This is a genomic window from Micromonospora sp. NPDC050695, from assembly GCF_040654415.1.
Classification (GTDB): domain Bacteria; phylum Actinomycetota; class Actinomycetes; order Mycobacteriales; family Micromonosporaceae; genus Micromonospora.
Window position 1 is genome coordinate 1 of the sequence record NZ_JBFAHZ010000027.1, and the last position, 18,390, is coordinate 18,390.

17 protein-coding genes and 1 pseudogene are annotated in these 18,390 nt (G+C 72.8%); 6 read left to right on the top strand and 12 right to left on the bottom strand.

The window, feature by feature from the left end:
* Window positions 1-216: pseudogene (locus tag AB0H52_RS20275) on the top strand (hypothetical protein); the annotation flags it as partial.
* A 1-nt stretch (window position 217) separates the two neighbouring features.
* On the opposite strand, the gene AB0H52_RS20280 reads toward AB0H52_RS20275, so the two are convergent.
* The 9 genes from AB0H52_RS20280 to AB0H52_RS20320 form a co-directional block, all read right to left on the bottom strand.
* Window positions 218-1,408: an acyl-CoA dehydrogenase gene (locus tag AB0H52_RS20280; RefSeq protein WP_357949228.1), complete on the bottom strand. Its 1,191-nt coding sequence runs from the start codon at window positions 1,406-1,408 to the stop codon at window positions 218-220.
* Window positions 1,405-3,381, bottom strand: coding sequence for a biotin carboxylase N-terminal domain-containing protein (locus tag AB0H52_RS20285; RefSeq protein WP_357949231.1), 1,977 nt, complete (start codon window positions 3,379-3,381; stop codon window positions 1,405-1,407). Before AB0H52_RS20285 ends, AB0H52_RS20280 begins: the two co-directional genes overlap by 4 nt.
* A 70-nt stretch (window positions 3,382-3,451) precedes the next feature.
* On the bottom strand, window positions 3,452-5,053 hold the full coding sequence (locus tag AB0H52_RS20290; RefSeq protein WP_151488041.1) for a carboxyl transferase domain-containing protein: 1,602 nt from the start codon (window positions 5,051-5,053) through the stop codon (window positions 3,452-3,454).
* 55 nt (window positions 5,054-5,108) lie between these two features.
* On the bottom strand, window positions 5,109-6,305 hold the full coding sequence (locus tag AB0H52_RS20295; RefSeq protein ID WP_357949234.1) for an acyl-CoA dehydrogenase family protein: 1,197 nt from the start codon (window positions 6,303-6,305) through the stop codon (window positions 5,109-5,111).
* A complete protein-coding gene (locus AB0H52_RS20300; protein ID WP_357949237.1) occupies window positions 6,302-7,978 on the bottom strand; it encodes an acyclic terpene utilization AtuA family protein in 1,677 nt (558 codons plus the stop codon). The genes AB0H52_RS20295 and AB0H52_RS20300 overlap by 4 nt, the downstream gene beginning before the upstream one ends.
* Complete coding sequence (locus AB0H52_RS20305; RefSeq protein WP_357949240.1) at window positions 7,975-8,772, bottom strand: TIGR03084 family metal-binding protein; 798 nt, start codon at window positions 8,770-8,772, stop codon at window positions 7,975-7,977. The genes AB0H52_RS20300 and AB0H52_RS20305 overlap by 4 nt, the downstream gene beginning before the upstream one ends.
* Before the next feature lie 37 nt (window positions 8,773-8,809).
* Window positions 8,810-9,415 (bottom strand): TetR/AcrR family transcriptional regulator, encoded by a 606-nt coding sequence (locus AB0H52_RS20310; RefSeq protein WP_151488045.1) that lies wholly within the window; start codon window positions 9,413-9,415, stop codon window positions 8,810-8,812.
* A 135-nt stretch (window positions 9,416-9,550) separates the two neighbouring features.
* Complete coding sequence (locus tag AB0H52_RS20315; RefSeq protein ID WP_151488046.1) at window positions 9,551-10,294, bottom strand: metallophosphoesterase family protein; 744 nt, start codon at window positions 10,292-10,294, stop codon at window positions 9,551-9,553.
* A 110-nt stretch (window positions 10,295-10,404) separates the two neighbouring features.
* Complete coding sequence (locus AB0H52_RS20320) at window positions 10,405-11,082, bottom strand: Crp/Fnr family transcriptional regulator (RefSeq protein WP_007073398.1); 678 nt, start codon at window positions 11,080-11,082, stop codon at window positions 10,405-10,407.
* A gap of 143 nt (window positions 11,083-11,225) precedes the next feature.
* Here AB0H52_RS20320 and AB0H52_RS20325 point away from each other — a divergent pair, with 143 nt between their 5' ends.
* The 5 genes from AB0H52_RS20325 (at window position 11,226) to AB0H52_RS20345 (ending at window position 15,427) form a co-directional block, all read left to right on the top strand.
* Window positions 11,226-11,888, top strand: coding sequence for an adenosylcobinamide amidohydrolase (locus tag AB0H52_RS20325; RefSeq protein WP_151488047.1), 663 nt, complete (start codon window positions 11,226-11,228; stop codon window positions 11,886-11,888).
* Window positions 11,889-12,060: 172 nt separating this feature from the next.
* Window positions 12,061-12,849 (top strand): endonuclease III, encoded by a 789-nt coding sequence (gene nth, locus AB0H52_RS20330; RefSeq protein ID WP_347403782.1) that lies wholly within the window; start codon window positions 12,061-12,063, stop codon window positions 12,847-12,849.
* Window positions 12,846-13,496: a TlpA disulfide reductase family protein gene (locus tag AB0H52_RS20335; protein ID WP_151488049.1), complete on the top strand. Its 651-nt coding sequence runs from the start codon at window positions 12,846-12,848 to the stop codon at window positions 13,494-13,496. The genes nth and AB0H52_RS20335 overlap by 4 nt, the downstream gene beginning before the upstream one ends.
* Window positions 13,493-14,185 (top strand): CoA pyrophosphatase, encoded by a 693-nt coding sequence (locus tag AB0H52_RS20340; RefSeq protein WP_151488050.1) that lies wholly within the window; start codon window positions 13,493-13,495, stop codon window positions 14,183-14,185. Before AB0H52_RS20335 ends, AB0H52_RS20340 begins: the two co-directional genes overlap by 4 nt.
* A 63-nt stretch (window positions 14,186-14,248) precedes the next feature.
* Window positions 14,249-15,427: a MarP family serine protease gene (locus AB0H52_RS20345; RefSeq protein WP_151488051.1), complete on the top strand. Its 1,179-nt coding sequence runs from the start codon at window positions 14,249-14,251 to the stop codon at window positions 15,425-15,427.
* Between the two features lie 13 nt (window positions 15,428-15,440).
* Here AB0H52_RS20345 and AB0H52_RS20350 read toward each other — a convergent pair whose 3' ends face one another.
* From AB0H52_RS20350 to mycP, 3 genes are read right to left on the bottom strand one after another with little or no spacing between them, the layout of a single operon-like run.
* A complete protein-coding gene (locus AB0H52_RS20350) occupies window positions 15,441-16,145 on the bottom strand; it encodes a phosphatase PAP2 family protein (protein WP_151488052.1) in 705 nt (234 codons plus the stop codon).
* A 37-nt stretch (window positions 16,146-16,182) separates the two neighbouring features.
* Window positions 16,183-16,971 (bottom strand): phosphatase PAP2 family protein, encoded by a 789-nt coding sequence (locus tag AB0H52_RS20355; protein ID WP_151488053.1) that lies wholly within the window; start codon window positions 16,969-16,971, stop codon window positions 16,183-16,185.
* A 56-nt stretch (window positions 16,972-17,027) separates the two neighbouring features.
* Window positions 17,028-18,356, bottom strand: a complete 1,329-nt coding sequence (gene mycP / locus AB0H52_RS20360) for a type VII secretion-associated serine protease mycosin (protein WP_357949248.1) — start codon at window positions 18,354-18,356, stop codon at window positions 17,028-17,030.
* Window positions 18,357-18,390: the final 34 nt, after the last annotated feature.

The following is an 18,390-nucleotide window of genomic DNA, read 5'->3' on the forward strand; positions in this document are numbered from 1 at the left end:
TCCTCACGATCGGTCAAGGTCAACATGTTGCGCACAGCGGGAATCCTGTCCCACCGACCCACCAAGATCAAATGCTACGACCGCCTGAACTCGCCGAATGCTGAGGCGTTGGCGAACGCTGGCTGGCTTCTGATTGCTGTCTGGGAGCACGACGATTCGACCGCCACCGCTGCCATGATCAGTGACGCCGTGCATAAGCGACGGTATAGCTCGTAGCTCAATAGGACTTGTCCTGGCCGAGGACGTGCTGGGCGACGAAGTTGAGGATCATCTCCCGGCTGACCGGGGCGATCCGGCCGGCGCGCACCGCGCCGAGCAGGGTGGCCACCCCGTACTCGGTGGTCATGCCCGCCCCGCCGAGGGCCTGCACGGCGGTGTCCACGGCGAGCGCGGCGGCCTCCCCGGCGGCGTACTTGGCCATGTTGCCGGCCACCCCGGCCTCCAGGTCCCGGCCGGCGTCGTACAGGGTGGCCGCCTTCTGAATCATGAGGCGGGCCAGCTCGACCTGCACCGCCGCGTGGGCGAGGGGATGCGAGACGCCCTGATGTGAGCCGATGCTGCGGCCACCCCAGACCTTGCGGGTGGCGGTGTACTCGCTGGCCCGCTCGATGGCGTACCGGCCGGTGCCGGCACCCATCGCGGCGACCGTGATCCGCTCCGGGTTCAACCCGGCGAAGAGCGCCGGCAGTCCGGCGTCCAGCGACTCGCCGACCAGCGCGTCGACGGGCACCCGCACGTCGTCGAGGTAGAGCAGGAACTGGTTCTCCGGGGACACGATCTCCATGTCCAGCTTGGAGCGGGTCAGTCCGGCCGCGTCGGTCGGCACCAGGAACAGCGCGGGCTTCAGCCTCTGCGGAGACGCGTCCCCTGAGCCGGCTGGGCCGTCATCGACGGCGACACGGGCCACCACCAGCACGTGACCGGCCTCGTCGACCCCCGAGATGTAGCACTTGCGGCCATTGAGCAGCCAGCCGTCACCGTCGCGGCGGGCCACCGTGCCGAGGCGGTGGAAGTTCGAGCCGGCCTCCGGTTCGGTGATCGCGAAAGCGATCTTCTGCGACCCGTCGGCGAGGCCGGGAAGATGCCGTTTGCGCTGCTCCTCGGTGCCGTGCCGGTTGAGTACGGTGGCCGCGATGGCGGGGGACACCACCAGCAGCAGCAGCGGGCAGCCAGCCGCGGCCAACTCCTCGCACACGATGGCCAGCTCGGTGATGCCGCCGCCCCCGCCGCCGTACTCGGTGGGGATGTTGACCCCCAGGTAGCCGAGCCGTCCCGCCTCGGCCCACAGCTCGGTGGTGTGTTCGCCGGCCTTCGCCTTCTCGACGAAGTAGCCGTGGCCGTAGCGCCGGCCCAACGCCCGCACGGCGTCGCGAAGCTGGTCCTGCTCGGGGGTGAGGTCGAAGGTCATCGGGGGTCCTCCTCGGGGTTGACCACGGCCAGCACGGCTCCGGTGTCCACCTGGCCGCCGACCGGCACCGGCAGTTCCGCGACGACGCCGTCGGTCGGGGCGAGCACGGGATGTTCCAGCTTCATCGCTTCCAGGGTGAGCAGTGGATCGCCGGCCGAGACGCGCTGGCCGACCCCGACGTGCACCCGGGTCACCGCGCCGGGCAGCGGCGCGAGCAGCGACCCGGCCGCCAGCTCCACCGTGGGTAGCGGGAGACGGGGCAGCTCGGTGAGGCTCGCCGCCCCCGCCGGGCCGTCCACGAAGACCTCCGACCCCATCCGGTGTACGCGCAACTGCCAACGGCTGTCCAGCACGGTCAGCACCACCCGGTCCGGGGTGGCCTCCTCCAGCCGGGCCGGGATCTCACCGGCCGGATCCGTCGACCACTCGGCGAGGCTGCCGTCGCGGTCCAACCGGTAGCGGACCTCGATCTCCTGCCCGGCCCGGTCGACGTACCGGGCCACCTGGGGGAACGCCGGCACGTTGCGCCAACCGGAGGGGAGCCCGGCGAGCACGGGGGCGGTCGCCCGCCGCGCGGCGGCCGAGGCGAGCGCGGCGGCCAGCGCCGCCACCGGCAGCAGGTCGGCGGGCAGCAGCGGGGCGAACACCTCCGCATGTCGGTCGAGGAAGCCGGTGTCGACCTCCAGCGCGCCGAACTCGGGGCTGCGCAGCACCCGCACCAGCAGATCCCGGTTGGTGGCCACACCGTGCAGTTCGGCCCGCGCGAGCGCGCCGGCCAACGCCCGGGCCGCCTCGGCGCGGGTGGGCGCCCACGCGATCAGCTTGGCCAGCATCGAGTCGTAGTGCACGCTCACCGTCGAGCCGTCCAGCACGCCGGAATCCAGGCGCAGACCCTTGGTCGGCGTGAACTCGCCGGTCAACCCGGGGATGGCGAACCGGTGCAGGGTGCCGGTGACCGGACGGAAGTTCTGGGCCGGATCCTCGGCGCAGAGCCGTACCTCGATCGCGTGGCCGTCGGCCGGCGGAGTCGTCGTGAGCGGTAGCGGCTCGCCCTCGGCGACCAGCAGTTGCAGCCGGACCAGGTCCAGCCCGGTGACCGCCTCGGTGACCGGGTGCTCGACCTGGAGACGGGTGTTCATCTCCAGGAAGTGGAACTGGCCGTCGGGGGCGAGCAGGAACTCCACAGTGCCGGCGCCCACGTACTCGACGGCCCGACCGGCGGCCACCGCCGCCGCGTGCAGCCGGTCCCGCAACTCCGGAGCCAGGACCGCCGGAGCCTCCTCGACGATCTTCTGGTGCCGGCGCTGGATCGAGCAGTCGCGCGCCCCGAGGGCCACCACCGTGCCGTGGGTGTCACCGAAGATCTGCACCTCGACGTGCCGGCCGCGCTCGACGTACCGCTCGATGAAGACCGTGCCGTCGCCGAACGCCGCGGCCGCCTCGCGGCGCGCGGAGGCGACGGCCTCGGCGAGACCGTCCTGGTCGCGGACCACCCGCATGCCCCGGCCGCCGCCACCGGCGGTGGCCTTGACCAGCACGGGGTAGTCGGCCACCTGGTCGGCGTCGGTCCACGTGGGCAGCATCGGCACGCCCGCGTCGGCGAGCAGCGCCTTGGCGGCCATCTTGTCGCCCATCGCGGCGATCACCTTCGCCGGAGGGCCGACCCAGGTCAGCCCGGCGTCGTCGGTGACCCGCGCCGCGAACTCGGCGTTCTCGGCGAGGAATCCGTAGCCGGGGTGCACGGCGTCCGCGCCGGACCGGCGGGCCGCGCGCAGGAGCTGCACCATGTCCAGGTACGTCTCGGCGGGTGTGTTCCCGGGCAGGTGTACGGCCAGGTCGGCCTCGGCGACGAACGGCGCGTTCGCGTCCGCGTCGGAGTACACCGCGATGGTGGTGATGCCGAGGGCCCGGCAGGTGGCGAAGATCCGACGGGCGATCTCGCCCCGGTTGGCGACGAGAAGTCTGGTGATCACCGCGCCTGCCTTTCGTTCGCGACCTCGGTACTCCGCTTCGCTGCGTTCCTCGCGCTCACGGGGAGCCCGCTCACATCCGGAAGACGCCGAAACCGTCGGCGCCCCTCACCGGTCCGTTGTGGATCGCCGAGAGGCAGAGCCCGAGGACGGTACGGGTGTCCCGGGGGTCGATCACCCCGTCGTCGTAGAGCCGGCCGGAGAGGAAGAGCGCGCCGGACTGCGACTCGATCTGCTGCTCGACCATCATCCGCATCGCCGCGTCGGACTCCTCGTCGTAGTCCCGTCCACGGGCGGCGGCCGCCTGCCGGGCCACGATCGACAGCACACCGGCGAGCTGCGCCGGGCCCATCACCGCCGACTTCGCGTTCGGCCAGGTGAACAGGAACCTCGGCTCGTACGCCCGGCCGCACATCCCGTAGTTGCCGGCACCGTACGAGGCACCCAGGTTCACCGTCAGGTGCGGCACCGTCGAGTTCGACACCGCGTTGATCATCAGGGCGCCGTGCTTGGTGATGCCGCGCTGCTCGTACTCGGTGCCGACCATGTAGCCGGTGGTGTTCTGCAGGAAGATCAGCGGAGTGTCGGAGGCGTTGGCGAGCTGGATGAACTGGGCCGCCTTCTGCGCCTCCGCGCTGAACAGCACCCCGCGGGCGTTGGCCAGCACACCGATCGGCCAGCCGTGCAGCTCGCCCCAGCCGGTGACCAGCGCGTCCCCGTACGCCGGTTTGAACTCGTCGAAGTCGCTGCCGTCCAGGATCCGGGCCAGCACCGCACGCGGGTCGAACGGCACCTTCAGATCGGAGCTGACGATGCCGAGCAGCTCCTCCGGGTCGTACTTCGGCGGCTCCGGCACCGCCGTGCGTGGTGGCGGACCGTGCTTGCGCCAGTTGAGCCGGCGTACGCACTGCCGGGCCAGCCGGATGCCGTCGCGCTCGTCGGCGGCCAGGTAGTCGGCGAGCCCGGACGTGCCGGCGTGCATCGCCGCGCCGCCCAGCGACTCGTCGTCGGTGATCTCGCCGGTGGCCATCTTCACCAGCGGCGGCCCGGCCAGGTAGACCTGCGACCGGTCCCGAATCATGATCACGTGGTCGGACATCCCCGGCACGTACGCGCCGCCGGCCGTGGCGTTGCCGAAGACCACGCTGACCGTGGGGATGCCGGCCGCCGAGAGCCGGGTCAGGTCCCGGAACACCCGACCACCCGGGATGAAGATCTCCGCCTGGGTGGGCAGGTCCGCCCCCGCCGACTCGACCAGGTTGACCATGGGCAGCCGGTTGGCCAGGGCGATCTCACCGGCCCGTCGGGTCTTCGCCAGGGACCAGGGGTTGACCGCGCCGCCGCGTACCGTCGGGTCGTTGGCGACGATCAGGCACTCCACGCCCTCGACCACACCGATGCCGGTGACCACGCTGGCCCCCACCGGGAAGTCCGTGCCGTACGCGGCGACCGGCGACAGCTCCAGGAACGGACTGTCCGCGTCGACCAGCAGCTCGATCCGCTCCCGGGGGAGCAGCTTGCCGCGGGCGTGGTGCCGGGACACGTACTTGTCGCCGCCGCCCGCCCGCGCCTGGTCCAACGCGGCGTCCAGCTCGGTCAGTCGCTCCAGCAGCGCCGCCCGGTTCGCCAGGTATCCGGGCGTGGCCGGGTCGATCGCGCTGTCCAGGATCGTCACGGTGCATCCTCGATTCGCGACTGCGGGGCTCGCAAGACCGGCTCACTCCTCGCGCTCACAGGCCCATGCCTTTTGCGATGATCTCGTTCATGATCTCGGTGGTGCCGCCGCCGATCCCGAGGATCCGGGCGTCCCGGTAGTGCCGCTCCACCTCGGCGTCGCGCAGGTAGCCGAAGCCGCCGTGCAGCTGCAGCGCCTGGTCGACGACGTGGTCGCAGGCGGCCACCGCCACGTTCTTGGCCATCGCCACCTCGGTCACCACCGGCTCGCCGGCAGCCACCCGAGCGGCGACCTCGTGCACGTACGACCGGGCCGCCTCGGCCCGCGTGTGCATCTCGGCCAACCGGTGCCGGATCAACTGCCGGCTCGCCAGTGGACGTCCGAAGGTCTCCCGGTCCCGGCACCAGCGCACGGCCAGCTCGACGCAGCGCTGCGCGGTCGCGTACGCCTGGGTCGCCAGCGAGAGCCGCTCCGCCGCGAAGTGCTGCATGATCGCCAGGAAGCCGGTGTTCTCCGCGCCGATCCGGTTGGTCACCGGCACCCGCACGTCGGCGAAGGACAGCTCGGCCGTGTCCGAGCAGTGCCAGCCCAGCTTCTCCAACCGGCGTCCCACGGTGAACCCGGGCGACCCCTTGTCGATGATCAGCAGGGTCAGTTCACCGCTGCCGGGGAAGTCGGTGCACACCGCCGTCGTCACGAAGTCCGCCCGGTGCCCGCTGGTGATGTAGGTCTTCGACCCGTTCACCACGTAGTGGTCGCCGTCGCGGCGGGCCGTGGTGCGGATGCCGGCCACGTCCGAACCGCCGTCCGGCTCGGTGATCGCCAGGGCACCGATCATCGTGCCGGCGAGGGTGGGCCGGACGTACCGCTCGATGAGGCCGTCATCGGCGGGCGGCGAGGTCGCGCCGAGCCGGCCGCCGAGCGAGCCACCGGTGCGGGCACCGGCCGCCGCCACCATGTGCGGCAACGCGATGCCGTGCGTGAACAGCGCTGCGACCAGCCCGGACGAGCCGCCGGAGCGGATCAGCTCCTCGGTCACGATGATCGAGTCGAGCAGATCCCCGCCGCTGCCGCCGACCGACTCGGGGAAACCGATGCCGAGCAGGCCGAGCTTCGCGGCGGTCGCGTGCAGGGCACGGGGTACCTCGCCGGCCCGCTCCCAGTCGTCCAGGTGCGGCAACACCTCCCGGGTCACGAACGAACGGGTCAGCTCGCGCAGCTGCCGCCGATCCGGGGTGTCCACGAGGGTCATCGGGCCGCTCCCGTCGGCAGGTCGGCCGGCAGGTCGACGATCCGGGCACGCAGCAGCTCACCGAGCGCCTTGGCCTGCGGGTCGAACCGGGTGGACGCGGCCACCCCCGCCCCGAGCAGGCCCTCGATCACGAAGTTGACCGCGCGCAGGTTCGGCAGCTCGTAGCGCCGCACCGACAGCGGCGCGGTCTCCGGCAGCAGTTCGGCCAGCCGCTCGACGGTCAACCAGGCGCGCAGCCACGCGTACCCGGCGTCGGAGCGCGCCCAGACACCCAGGTTGGCGTCGCCGCCCTTGTCGCCGGAGCGCGCGCCGACCAGCTCACCGAGTGCTCCGCGCCGGCTCGGACCGTCGACCGGCGCGTCGCCGCCCGAGGTCGTCCCGTCCGGCGACGCGGGTGCGGTACGGATCGGCGGGGCGATCGGCACCCGCGCGCCGCCGGGCAGCACCGCGACGTGGTCGACCCCGTCCTGCGGCACCTCGTCTGCGGTGAAGACGCCGTACGGTGTCGCGTCGCCCGGCAGGGTGGTCAGCGTGCAACCCGGGTACGAGGCGAGCGCCAGCTCCACGGCGGCGGCCGAGAAGGCCCGCCCGGCCCGCGTCCGGTCACTGTCACGCAGGTGTACGTGCAGCAGCGCGCTCGCGGCCTCGGTGTCGGCGGCGTCCGGGTGGTCGGTCCGGGCCAGCGTGAACTCCAGCCCGTCCTTGCCCACCGACTCCTCGATCTGCCCCCGGACCAGCGCCGCCTTCGCGTCGATGTCGAGTCCGCAGAGGACGAACGTCATCGAGTTGCGGAAGCCGCCGAGGTTGTTGACGCCCACCTTGAGCGTGGGCGGTGGTGGCGTGCCCCGGGCACCGGAGACCCGGACCCGGTCCGGCCCGTCGGGGCGCAGCCTCACCGTATCCGGCCGGGTGGTCACGTCCGGCCCGAGGTAGGCGGGCCCGCCGACCTCGTAGAGCAGTTGGGCGGTGACGGTCTCCACGGTGACCGCGCCACCGGTGCCCGGATGTTTGGTGAGCACGGTGGAACCGTCCGCGTACACCTCGGCGATCGGGAAGCCGGGGCGGTGCCCGCCGTCGGGCAGTTCGGTGAAGAAGCTGAAGTTGCCGCCGGTGACCTGCGCGCCGCATTCGATGAGGTGCCCCGCGACGGTCGCCCCGGCCAACTCGTCGAGGTCGTCGCGGCCCCACCCGTACCGGGCGATGGCCGGGCCGACGACCAGCGAGGCGTCGGTGACCCGGCCGGTGACCACCACGTCCGCCCCACCGTCGAGGCAGGCGGCGATCCCGAACGCGCCCAGGTAGGCGTTCGCGGTCAACGCGTCCGGCCGCGAGATGGCGTCACCCTCGACGTATCCGATCCGGGCCGGCAGGCCCAGCCGGGTGGCGAGAGTCTCGATGGCCGTGGCCAGGCCGGCGGGGTTCAACCCGCCGGCGTTGGTCACGATCCGGACCCCCCGGTCGAGGGCGGTGCCGAGGCAGGTCTCCAGTTGACGCAGGAACGTCTTCGCGTAGCCGAGGCCGGGGTCGCGCAGCCGGTCCCGGCCGAGGATCAGCATGGTCAACTCGGCGAGGTAGTCGCCGGTCAGGACGTCGAGTTCGCCACCGTCGAGCATCTCCTGCCAGGCGGTGAACCGGTCGCCGTAGAAGCCGGACGCGTTGCCGATGCGGATCACGCCGGTGCTCCGTTCCCGCTGACCGGCTCCCGGCCGCTACCCGGCGGCCCGGCGAAGGCCTGCGCCACGTCGAGCCACTCCTCGGCGACCGGGCCGCTGGCGAGCAGGGCGAGGTCCGCGCGGTGGCGGCGCTGGGTGACCAGGAGGCAGAAGTCGAGGGCGGGGCCGCTCAGCCGCTCGGCGGCGTCCGCCGGACCCCAGGCCCAGGTGTCGCCGCCGGGCTCGGCCAGCTCGACCCGGATCGGCGTCGTCGGTACCGGACGGCCGTGGGCGGCGAAACCGTGCCCGAGGGTACGCACGCCCAGGTGCGCCACGTGCCGGAGCCGGTCGCTGGCGGGGCGGACGACACCGAGGGCGTCGCCCACGTCCTCGCCGTGCGCCCAGGTCTCCATCATCCGGGCGGTCGCCATCGAGGTGGCCGACATGCGGGTGCCGTACCAGGGCAGTTTCGCGCCGGCCGGGACGGCGGCCAGGGCGTCGGCCAGTGCCGCCCGACCGGCGCGCCAGCGGGCGAGCAGCTCGGCCGGTGGCGCGAGGAACGCCTCGGCGCCGTGGTCAACGAGTCGGGTCACGTCCGGCGCCTCGGTCACCGTCGCGTAGAACGCCTCGGGATCGGTGGCGGCCAGCAGCGCCACGTGGTCGGTCCAGGCGAGGTGGGCGATCTGGTGCCCGATGCTCCAGCCCGGTGCGGGGGTCGGCCGTGTCCAGTCGCTCGCGGGTAATGGTGCCACCAGGGCGTCCAGGTGGGCGGACTCGTCGGCCAGGTCCGTGAGCAGGTCGGTGAGGTCGACCATGGTGCCTCCGGTGGGTGGGGGCCGGTGCGGCCGGCGGTCAGGGCGTGAGCAGGGTGGCGAGCTGCCGTTTCCAGGTGGTGAGCAGGGCGGCGCGGCGGGCCGAGTCGTCGCTGAGCAGGTTGGCCACCCCGAGCCCGCGCAGCAGGTCGAGGGTGGCCTGCACCGCCTCGCGGACGCCGGGTCGGCGCTCGTCGACGCCGAGCAGGGCAACGGTGAGGCGGTGCATCTCCCGGCCGACGGTCGCCTCCAGCGGCACGAGGGCGTCCCGAAGCTCCCGATCCGTGCGGGCGGCGACCCAGAGTTCGAGCGCGGCCACGAACAGCGGCCCGGTGAACGCCGCACCGAGCAGGTCGACCACCCGGTCCAGCCGTTGCGGGCCGGCCGGCAGGGCCTCGGCCTCGGTGCGCAGCTCGTCGGCCCGCCGTTCGGCCAGATGGGCCACGGCGGCCGTCACGAGCGCGGCCTTCGTCGGGTAGTGGTGCAGCTGAGCGCCGCGCGACACTCCGGCCCGGGCGGCGACGACCGTGGTGGTGGTGCCGGACCAGCCGTGCTCGATCAGGCAGTCGACGGTCGCCTCCAGCAGCCGGGCCTGGGTGGCGCGGCTGCGCTCCTGCTGAGGGACACGCGTCGATGCGGCGGACACGGGAACAGCCTGCGGCCTACGAAACAAACAGTCAAGACTGACTTTTTCCAGTGATGTCGTTGAGCGCATCAACTCCAAAGGCACCCTGACCCATGGCCCAGCTGCTGCTCAGTAAGTGTGGCGCCGCAGGGTGGGTCAGCGGCCGTCGCGTAGGCCGAAGACGGCCAGCGCGTCGGCGTCGCTGTGTTGGGAGCGCAGGTACTCGTCGGCCCAGACGGCGGCGTCGGGGAAGGTGGACTCCGCGGCTACCCGGGCGCAGGCCGCGTCCACGTCGAAGGCGGTGCGGCGCAGCTGCACGCCCGGCCCGAGCAGTGCCCACCACGCCCCCGCGCCCCCGTACGGCATGCCGATGCTGCCCGGGTTGACCACCAGGCGTCGATCGACCAGCCGGGTGAAGGGCATGTGCGTGTGGCCGCAGACCACGGTGGAAATCTCCGCCGGAAGCCCTCCGAACACCTCCGCCCAGCGCGCCATCCGGGAGTCGACGAGCACGACCTCCTCGTCGTCGCGGGGCGTCGCGTGGCAGAACAGCGTCGGCCCGAGGCCGTCGATCTCCACGGTCACCGTCGGCGGGAGCGCGGCCAGCCGGGCCACCTGATCCTCGCGCAGCTGCCCGGCGGCCCAGTTCGACACCTCGATCGACGCCGGTCGGCCAGAGCGTGCCTCGACCAGCTCACGTTCGCAGTTTCCGCCCACCCAGCAGACCCGGTCACCGAGGTCGGCGAGCACGTCGAGCACCTCGACCGGCTGCGGGCCGGCAGCGATGTCGCCGGTCAGCACGATCAGGTCGGCGGCGGCGACGTCCGGCTCGGCCAGCACGGCCTCCAGCGCGGGCAGTACGCCATGGATGTCGGAGAGCACGGCAACGCTGTTCGTCATCGCCCCACCCTTGCCGCCGGGGGCCGCCACGAACCAGCGATTCTGCGGCGGGCAGACGAAACCGTCCCCGCCTCCCGTCGGTGACGAGGGGCGGGGACGGGACGTACCGCTCAGACGCGGGCGCGGCGGGCCAGGCGCTCCGGGTCCAGGATGATGATGCTCTTGCCGTCCAGACGCAGCCAACCGCGCGAGGCGAAGTCGGCCAGCGCCTTGTTGACCGTCTCCCGAGAGGCGCCGACGAGCTGGGCGATCTCCTCCTGAGTGAGGTCGTGGGTCACCCGCAGCACGCCGCCGTCGCGGGTGCCGAACCGGCCGGCCATCTGGAGCAGGTTCTTCGCGACCCGGCCCGGCACGTCCGTGAAGATCAGGTCGGCGAGCGAGTCGTTGGTCCGACGCAGTCGCCGGGCCAGCACCCGCAGCAGCTGCTCGGCGATCTCCGGGCGGTTGTTCAGCCACGGCCGCAGCGCCTGCTTGCGCAGTCGTACGAGCCGGGTGTCGGTCACCGCGGTGGCGGTCGCCGTACGCGGACCCGGGTCGAAGAGCGACAGCTCACCGACCATGTCCGACGGGCCCATCACCGCGATCAGGTTCTGTCGGCCGTCCGCGGCGCGGCGACCAACCTTGATCTTCCCGGACAGCAGGATATAGAGACTGTCACCGGGCTCGCCCTCATTGAAGACGACCTCGCCCTTGCGGACCTCGATCGTCTCCATCTCCTTGGCGAGCGCCTCGGCAGCTTCCGGGTCAACACCCTGGAAGATCCCGCTGCGGGCCAGTACCTCATCCATCGCGCACCTCCGGTTGCGCGTGCCGTCCGTCGGCCGGGGCCGCCGTCCGCTGATCCCCTCGCGCGCCGCCAAGTCTAGGCGCACGTGAGCACGAATCAGAGGTCGGCCCTGGAATCTTGATCGGTAGGCGTAACCTGCCCGACGTGCTGAGCGAGCCAACTCTGACCAGTCGCGCCGAGGACGGGCGGGACATCCCACTGCTCGTCTGGCATGCCGACACGCCCCTGCGGGCGGTCAGCAGCGGCCCGCTCGGCGGTGGAATCGGTGTCCGGCGCTGGATCGTGAACGCGACCGTGCCGATGTCGTACGACCGGGACGACCCGGCCGCCCACCTGGCCGCGCTCGCCGCGGACCTGGCCCTCGACGGGCCCGGGGTGGGTCTGCTGACCGGCGTGGACGTGACCGAGGTGGTGGACCGCATCGACACCGGCGTGCGGGCCTGGGCGACGGTCGGCCTCGGCATCCCGATGCCCGCCGCGGCGCCGGCTCCGTCGGCGCTCGCGCAGCGGGTCGGCACGGTCAACATCGTGGTGTACGTGCCGGCCCGGCTGGCCGACTCGGCACTGGTCAACGCGGTGGCCACCGCGACCGAGGCGAAGACCCAGGCGATCATGGAGCTGGGGTTGCCGGGCACCGGCACCCCGACCGACTCGGTCACCGTGCTCTGCCCGGTGGACGGGCCGGAGGCCACCTACGGGGGGCCGCGCTCGACCTGGGGTGCCCCGCTGGCCCGCGCGGTGCACGCGGCGGTGCTCGCCGGCGGTGACCGGCCGGTGGTTCCGTGGTCGGAGCGGCTGACCAGCTGAACATTCGACCGATCGGCCCTCGTCGGCGCGTTACGGCCCGGTAGGGTCGCGGGCGATGTACACCCCCGCCCCCCTCGCGTCCCGCCCGCTTCGACGGGCAGGGCAAGATCACTGCGCCGACCGGCGGTTGACCCGCGGGGGAACGTCCGGGGCGCGACGTAGGCTGACCGTCGTGACCAGTAGCCCACCCGGTGCCAGCGAGACCGACCTCGGGCGCAAACGTCGTGCCCGCAAGATCGGCCGGGTGCTGGCCGAGACGCACCCCGACGCACACTGTGAACTGGACCACTCCAACGCACTGGAGCTGGCCGTCGCCACCATCCTCTCCGCCCAGTGCACGGACAAGAAGGTCAACGAGGTCACCCCCAAGCTCTTCGCCCGCTACCCGACCGCAGCCGCGTACGCCGGGGCCGACCGGGGCGAGATGGAGGAGCTGATCCGGCCCACCGGCTTCTACCGCAACAAGACCGACTCGCTGCTCAAGCTCGGGCAGGCCCTCCTCGACCGGTACGACGGCAGGGTCCCGGGGCGGCTCGTCGACCTGGTGACGCTCCCCGGGATCGGCCGCAAGACCGCCAACGTGATCCTGGGCAACGCCTTCGACGTCCCGGGCATCACCGTCGACACGCACTTCCAGCGGCTGGTCCACCGGTGGCGGCTGACCACCGAGACCGACCCGGTCAAGATCGAGCACGCGATCGGCGCGCTGTACGACAAGCGCGACTGGACCATGCTGTCGCACCGGATCATCTTCCACGGGCGGCGGGTCTGCCACGCCCGCAAGCCCGCCTGCGGCGCGTGCACGCTCGCGAAGCTCTGCCCCTCGTACGGCACCGGCCCCACCGACCCGACGGCCGCCGCCAAGCTGCTCAAGGGCCCCCGGGCACGTGACCTCGCGGTGGCCGCCGGGGTCGACCCGGAGCTGGTGCCGGCCCAGGCGGTCGCCGCGGAGGTGCCGTGAACCGGCAGCCCGCACATGCCGCGAAGCGCCGCCTCGCCCTGCTCGTCCTGCCGCTGGCGCTGATCGTCGGTGGCTGCACCGCGGGCACGGCCGACGACCCCGCACCGAGGCAGGCGGTCACCGAACGCCCGTCGCCGTTCCGGGACTGCGCCGCACTGGGCACGCCACCCACGGCCGGGTCCCCCGCCCCGTCCGTCAGCGCCACGGCGGCACCCGGCAGCGGGCAGGTGCTGCCGGAGCTGACCTTCGCCTGCTTCACCGGCGGTGCACCCGTCGCTCTGCGGGACGTGGCCGGGCCAGCCGTGATCAACGTGTGGGCGTCCTGGTGCGGGCCGTGCCGCAAGGAACTGCCCGCCTTCCAACGGCTCAGCGAGCGGACCGCCGGCCACCTCCAGGTGGTCGGGGTGAACACCCGCGACAGCCGGGGCGGCGCCCAGTCGATCGGTGAGGACTTCGGCGTACGGTTCCCGATCCTGGTCGACCAGGGCGACGCGCTGCAACGGGAGTTGAAGCGCAACGCCTTCCCGCTGACCCTCTTCGTCGACGCGCAGGGCCGGATCCGGCACATCGACGCCACCGGGGCCCTCGACGACGCCCAGCTCGCCAAGCTCGTCCGCCAGCACCTGGGCCTGGTGGTGTCGGCGTGACCCGCCAACCACCCGACTGGATCGAGCCGCTGCTGACCCGGCTGGGCACCGCCCGCGTCGAGGACTTCACCCGGCTCACCACACCGGCCGAGGGCGGCCGGGAGAGCGCCGTGCTGGTGCTGCTCGGTGAACAACCCGGCATCGGCCCGGACGTGCTCGTCCTGCAACGCGCCGCCACCCTGCGCAACCACGCCGGGCAGCCGGCCTTCCCCGGTGGCGCCGCCGACCCGGAGGACGCCGACGTCCGCGCGACCGCGCTGCGCGAGGCGAACGAGGAGGTCGGCCTCGACCCGTCCAGCGTGACCGTGCTCGCCGAGCTGCCGAAACTGTGGATCCCGGTCAGCGACTTCGTGGTCACTCCCGTACTGGCCTGGTGGCACGACCCACACCCGGTGCATCCCCGGGAGCCCGCCGAGGTGGCGCACGTGGCGCGACTGCCGGTCCGCGAACTGGTCGACCCGGCGAACCGGCTGCGGGTCCGCCACCCGAGCGGGTGGATCGGGCCGGCGTTCTCGGCGCGCGGGATGCTCGTCTGGGGTTTCACCGCCGGGGTGCTGGCGACCCTGCTGGAAATGGGCGGCTGGGCGCGTCCGTGGCCGCACGGCCGGGTGGTGGAGCTGCCCCCGACCGGGGCGACCCCGGCACCCTCGGCCGGCACCGACGAGATCGACGAGACGGCCCTGCGCTGATCGCGCGGTCACCTTCCGCAAGCGATGGTCATCTCGCGGGCGTCCTGCCCGTACGCTTGAGCCGTGTCCGCCGTGGATCTCGTCCTGTTGCTGCTCATGCTCGTGTTCGCGATCAGCGGATACCGCCAGGGCTTCGTCATCGGAATCCTGTCGTTCTCCGGCTTCTTCCTGGGCGCTCTGCTGGGCCTTCAACTGGGGCCGCTGCTGGCGCGACAATTCGTGGACAGCGGCATCCGGGTGCTGATCTCGCTGGTGGCGGTCTTCGGGCTGGCCGCGCTCGGTCAGGCGTTGGCCGGCTGGCTCGGCTCACACCTGCGTAAGACGATCACCAGTGAGGTGGGTAAGCGGGTCGACGACGTCGGCGGGGCGTTCGTCTCGCTGTTCGCGGTGCTACTGGTCGCGTGGCTCGTCGCGGTGCCGCTCGGGTCGTCCTCGTTGCCCTGGCTGGCCGCCTCGGTGCGCAACAGCGCGCTCATCACGGTGGTGGACCGGGTGCTCCCGGACCAGGCACAGCAGCTCTCCACCGCGCTGCGGGACACCGTCGACACCAACGGCTTCCCGGACGTCTTCGGTGACCTCGCGCCCACCCGGGCCCGGCAGGTCGAGCCACCGGATCCGGCGTTGGCCGGCTCGCAGGTCGTGGTCAACGGCCAGCGGTCGGTGGTCAAGGTGCTGGGCTCCGCGCCGAGCTGTTCGCGTCGCATCGAGGGCTCCGGTTTCGTGTACGCCGACGACCGGGTGATGACCAACGCGCACGTGGTGGCCGGCACCCGTTCGGTGTCCGTGGAGCTGGGCGGCAAGCGGTACGACGGCCAGGTGGTGGTGTACGACCCGGACCGCGACCTGGCCGTGCTGCACGTGCCGGGGATGCCCGGCCCGTCGCTGCGCTTCGCGGCCGGCAACGCGGGCAGCGGCGCCGACGCGATCGTGCTCGGCTTCCCCCTCGACGGCCCGTACAACGCGCAGTCGGCGCGGGTACGCGACGTCGACCGGATCACCGGGCCGGACATCTACTCCTCCGGTGACGTCACCCGGGAGATCTACACGATCCGGGCGCTGGTCCGCAGCGGCAACTCCGGCGGCCCGCTGGTCTCGTCCAACGGGCTGGTGCTCGGCGTCATCTTCGCGGCGGCTGCCGACGACCCCAACACCGGCTTCGCGGTGACCGCCGCGGAGGCCCGCCCGGTGGCGCTGGCCGGCGCCGAGCGCACCCGGGGCGTCGGCACCGGCGAGTGCACCTGAGCGTCGCGCCGGGTCAGCTCCGGGCCGAGACGGCGGGCCGCCCGGTTGGCAGCTGCGCCCGTCCCCACCGCAGTCCCCGGTCCAGCACCGCGCGCGCCATGATCGCGACGCAGGTGCCGCCGTTGAGGAAGGACGCCAGCACGTCGCTCGGGTGGTGCATCCCCCGGTACATGCGGGTCAGCGCCACACCCAGCGGCACCACCAGCAGCAGGGTCCACCAGGCGACCTTCGCCCCGGTGCTCCGCGCCCGCAGTGCCATCAGCACGGCGATACCGACGTAGAGCGCCACCGCCGCCGAGGTGTGCCCGGACGGGAAACTCGACGTGGGTGGCGAGACGTCCATATGCTCCACGGCGGGCCGCTGCCGGTCGATCGCCAGCGTGGTCAGCAGGAACACCAGCGCCTGGGCGGTCACCGCCGCGCACAGGAACAGCGGTTCCCGCCAGCGCTTCAGCCAGAGTCGCAGCGCCAGCGCCACCAGCACGGTGACCACGACGATCATCTGGGTGCTGGCCAGGGTGCTGAACACCAGCGAGACGTCGTTCCAGCCGGCGGTGCGGTCGCCGGCGAGCTCCCGGTTCACCGCGTCCTCCACGGTGAACGGCCAGGTCCGGGCGAACACCCGGGTGACGAGCACCCCCAGCAGCACCATGAGGCCGAGCAGGAGGGACACCGGCAGCAGCACCCGCCGGACGATCTGGACCACGGTGTCGGACATGAGCCGGCCAATACCCGCCCGGCGTCGTCGGCACGCCTCAGGTCTCGTCCGGATGCCGATCGACCTCGGGAGCGATGCCCTCCCGGGCCGGCCGGACCGGTCGGAGGCCGGTGTGCGCCCGCCAGCTGGTGAACGCGGCGGCGGTCGCCGCGACCACCGCCGCGCCGAGCAGCCAGCCGCCGACCACGTCGCTGGTGAAGTGCACACCCAGTGCCACCCTGCTCAACCCGGTCACCACGGTGAGCAGCACGGCGACGACCCACAGCACGACCCGCCACACCCCCCGCCCGGCGTACGGCAGGAGCACCAACAACAGCACCCCCGCCGCCAGGGTCGCGTTCAGCGCGTGCCCGGAGGGGAACGAGTAGCCGGCGGCCCGGGCCACCGGGTCGAGCAGCTCCGGCCGGTCCCGGCCGACGAGCAGCTTGAGCAACGGGCCCATCAGGCCACCGACCACCAGGGTCGTGACGGTCCAGACGGCCAGCCGGCGGGCTCCCCGGCGGAGCAGCCAGATCACCAGGAGCAGGGCGGCGGCCCGTAACGGCAGGGGTGCGAACACCTCGGTCCAGACCCGCATCAGCACGACCCAGGCGGGGTGGTCGAGCGCGTAGCCGTGCAGCGCGTCGGTCACCGACATGTCCAGCCGGTGCAGCGGCGCCCACGCCCCGAGCACCAGCAACGCGAGTAGCGAGAACGGCACCAGCACCAGGAACGCCGCCGTCACCGCCAGGGTCAGCCGCAACCCCAGCGCGTGATCCGGGTCGAGGCGGCGGCGCTGCCAGGACGGGCGGGCGGGGGCGACGGTGTGCGGGCCGGACGTGCTCATGGCGACCGTTCTACCCCACTTGCGGCCCGCTCAGCCCTGCCGGTGCGAGCCCGGGATCAGCGGACCCGTTGCCGGAACCGGCGCACCATCAGCGCCGTACCCGTCACCAGGGCGACGAAGAGCACCGCGCCGACCCACAACTGTTCGGGTGCCGAATCGGCCGGTGCGCCCGCCGGGCGGGCCGTCCAGCGGGTCTGGTGGCGGGGGGCGGTGAGCCCGAGCGGGTCGGTGCCCGCGCCGGCCACCGGGTTGTCGTCGGCGGAGCCGGGAGCCGGACCGAAGCCGACCACACCCGGCGACGTCTGGTCGTCCAACGGGTTGGCGGTCACCGGCGGCACCTGCGCGGTCAGCGCGGCGACCGGGTCCACCACCCCGTACCCGAAGCGGTCGTCACGGCCGGTCGGGCCGATGTCCCGGGCGGTGACCAGCAGCCGGTTGACCACCTCACCCGCGGACATCTGCGGGTAACGCGACCGGACCAGCGCGGCGGTGGCGGCCACCAGCGGTGCGGCGAAGCTGGTGCCCTGCACCCGCCAGTACCCGCTGGGAGGACGCGCGCCAACGAGACCGTTGGCGGGGGCGGCGAGCGCCGTCGCCCGGCCGGTGATCGACCCGGACCACAGGTTGTCGCTGTTGCGTTCCAGGCCGGACACCGCGATCACGCCCGGCTCCCGGGCCGGATACCAGACCTTCAGGTCGGTGGAGGTGGCCAGGTTGCCGGTGCAGGCGACCACCACCACGTCCCGGGCGAACGCGTAGTCCAGGGCCGCGGCCAGCGCCGGGCTGTCACCGCTACCGCCCAGCGACAGGTTGATCACGCGGGCACCGTGGTCGACCGCCCAGCGCACGCCCTGCGCGACGATCAGGGCGTCGTCGTACCGGTTCCGCTCGTCGAGCACCCGCACCGGAAGGATCCGGGCATCCGGTGCCAGGCCGACGACGCCCCGCTTGTCGTCCTTGCGTCCGGCGATCAGGCCGGCGACGGTGGTGCCGTGCCCCACCGGGTCCGGTCCGGCGCCACCGGCGACGCCCACCAGGTCCTTGCCGGGCAACACCTGCCCGACGAGGTCCGGATGGTTCGCGTCCACTCCGGAGTCGATCACCGCCACCGTCACGCCTCGGCCGGTCGAACTGCGCCACGCCGTCTCGGCCCGCAACTCGTCGAGCTGCCACTGCTCGTCGCGGACCTGGTCGGTGCGGCTCACGCTGTCGCCGGGGGCCACCGCCAACGGCGCGCCGGCCAGCTGACCACCGGTGGTGGGCACGGCGACGGGGACGGCGGCTGCGGTCGGGGCCGCCACGGCGAGCACCGCCGCCAAGCCGAGAAGCGCCTGCCGGGCCGCTGCCGGACCGCTGTGCCGAACCCCAGTCACATCCCCAGCCATTCATCCCGACGGAACCATGACGATCGGAGATTAC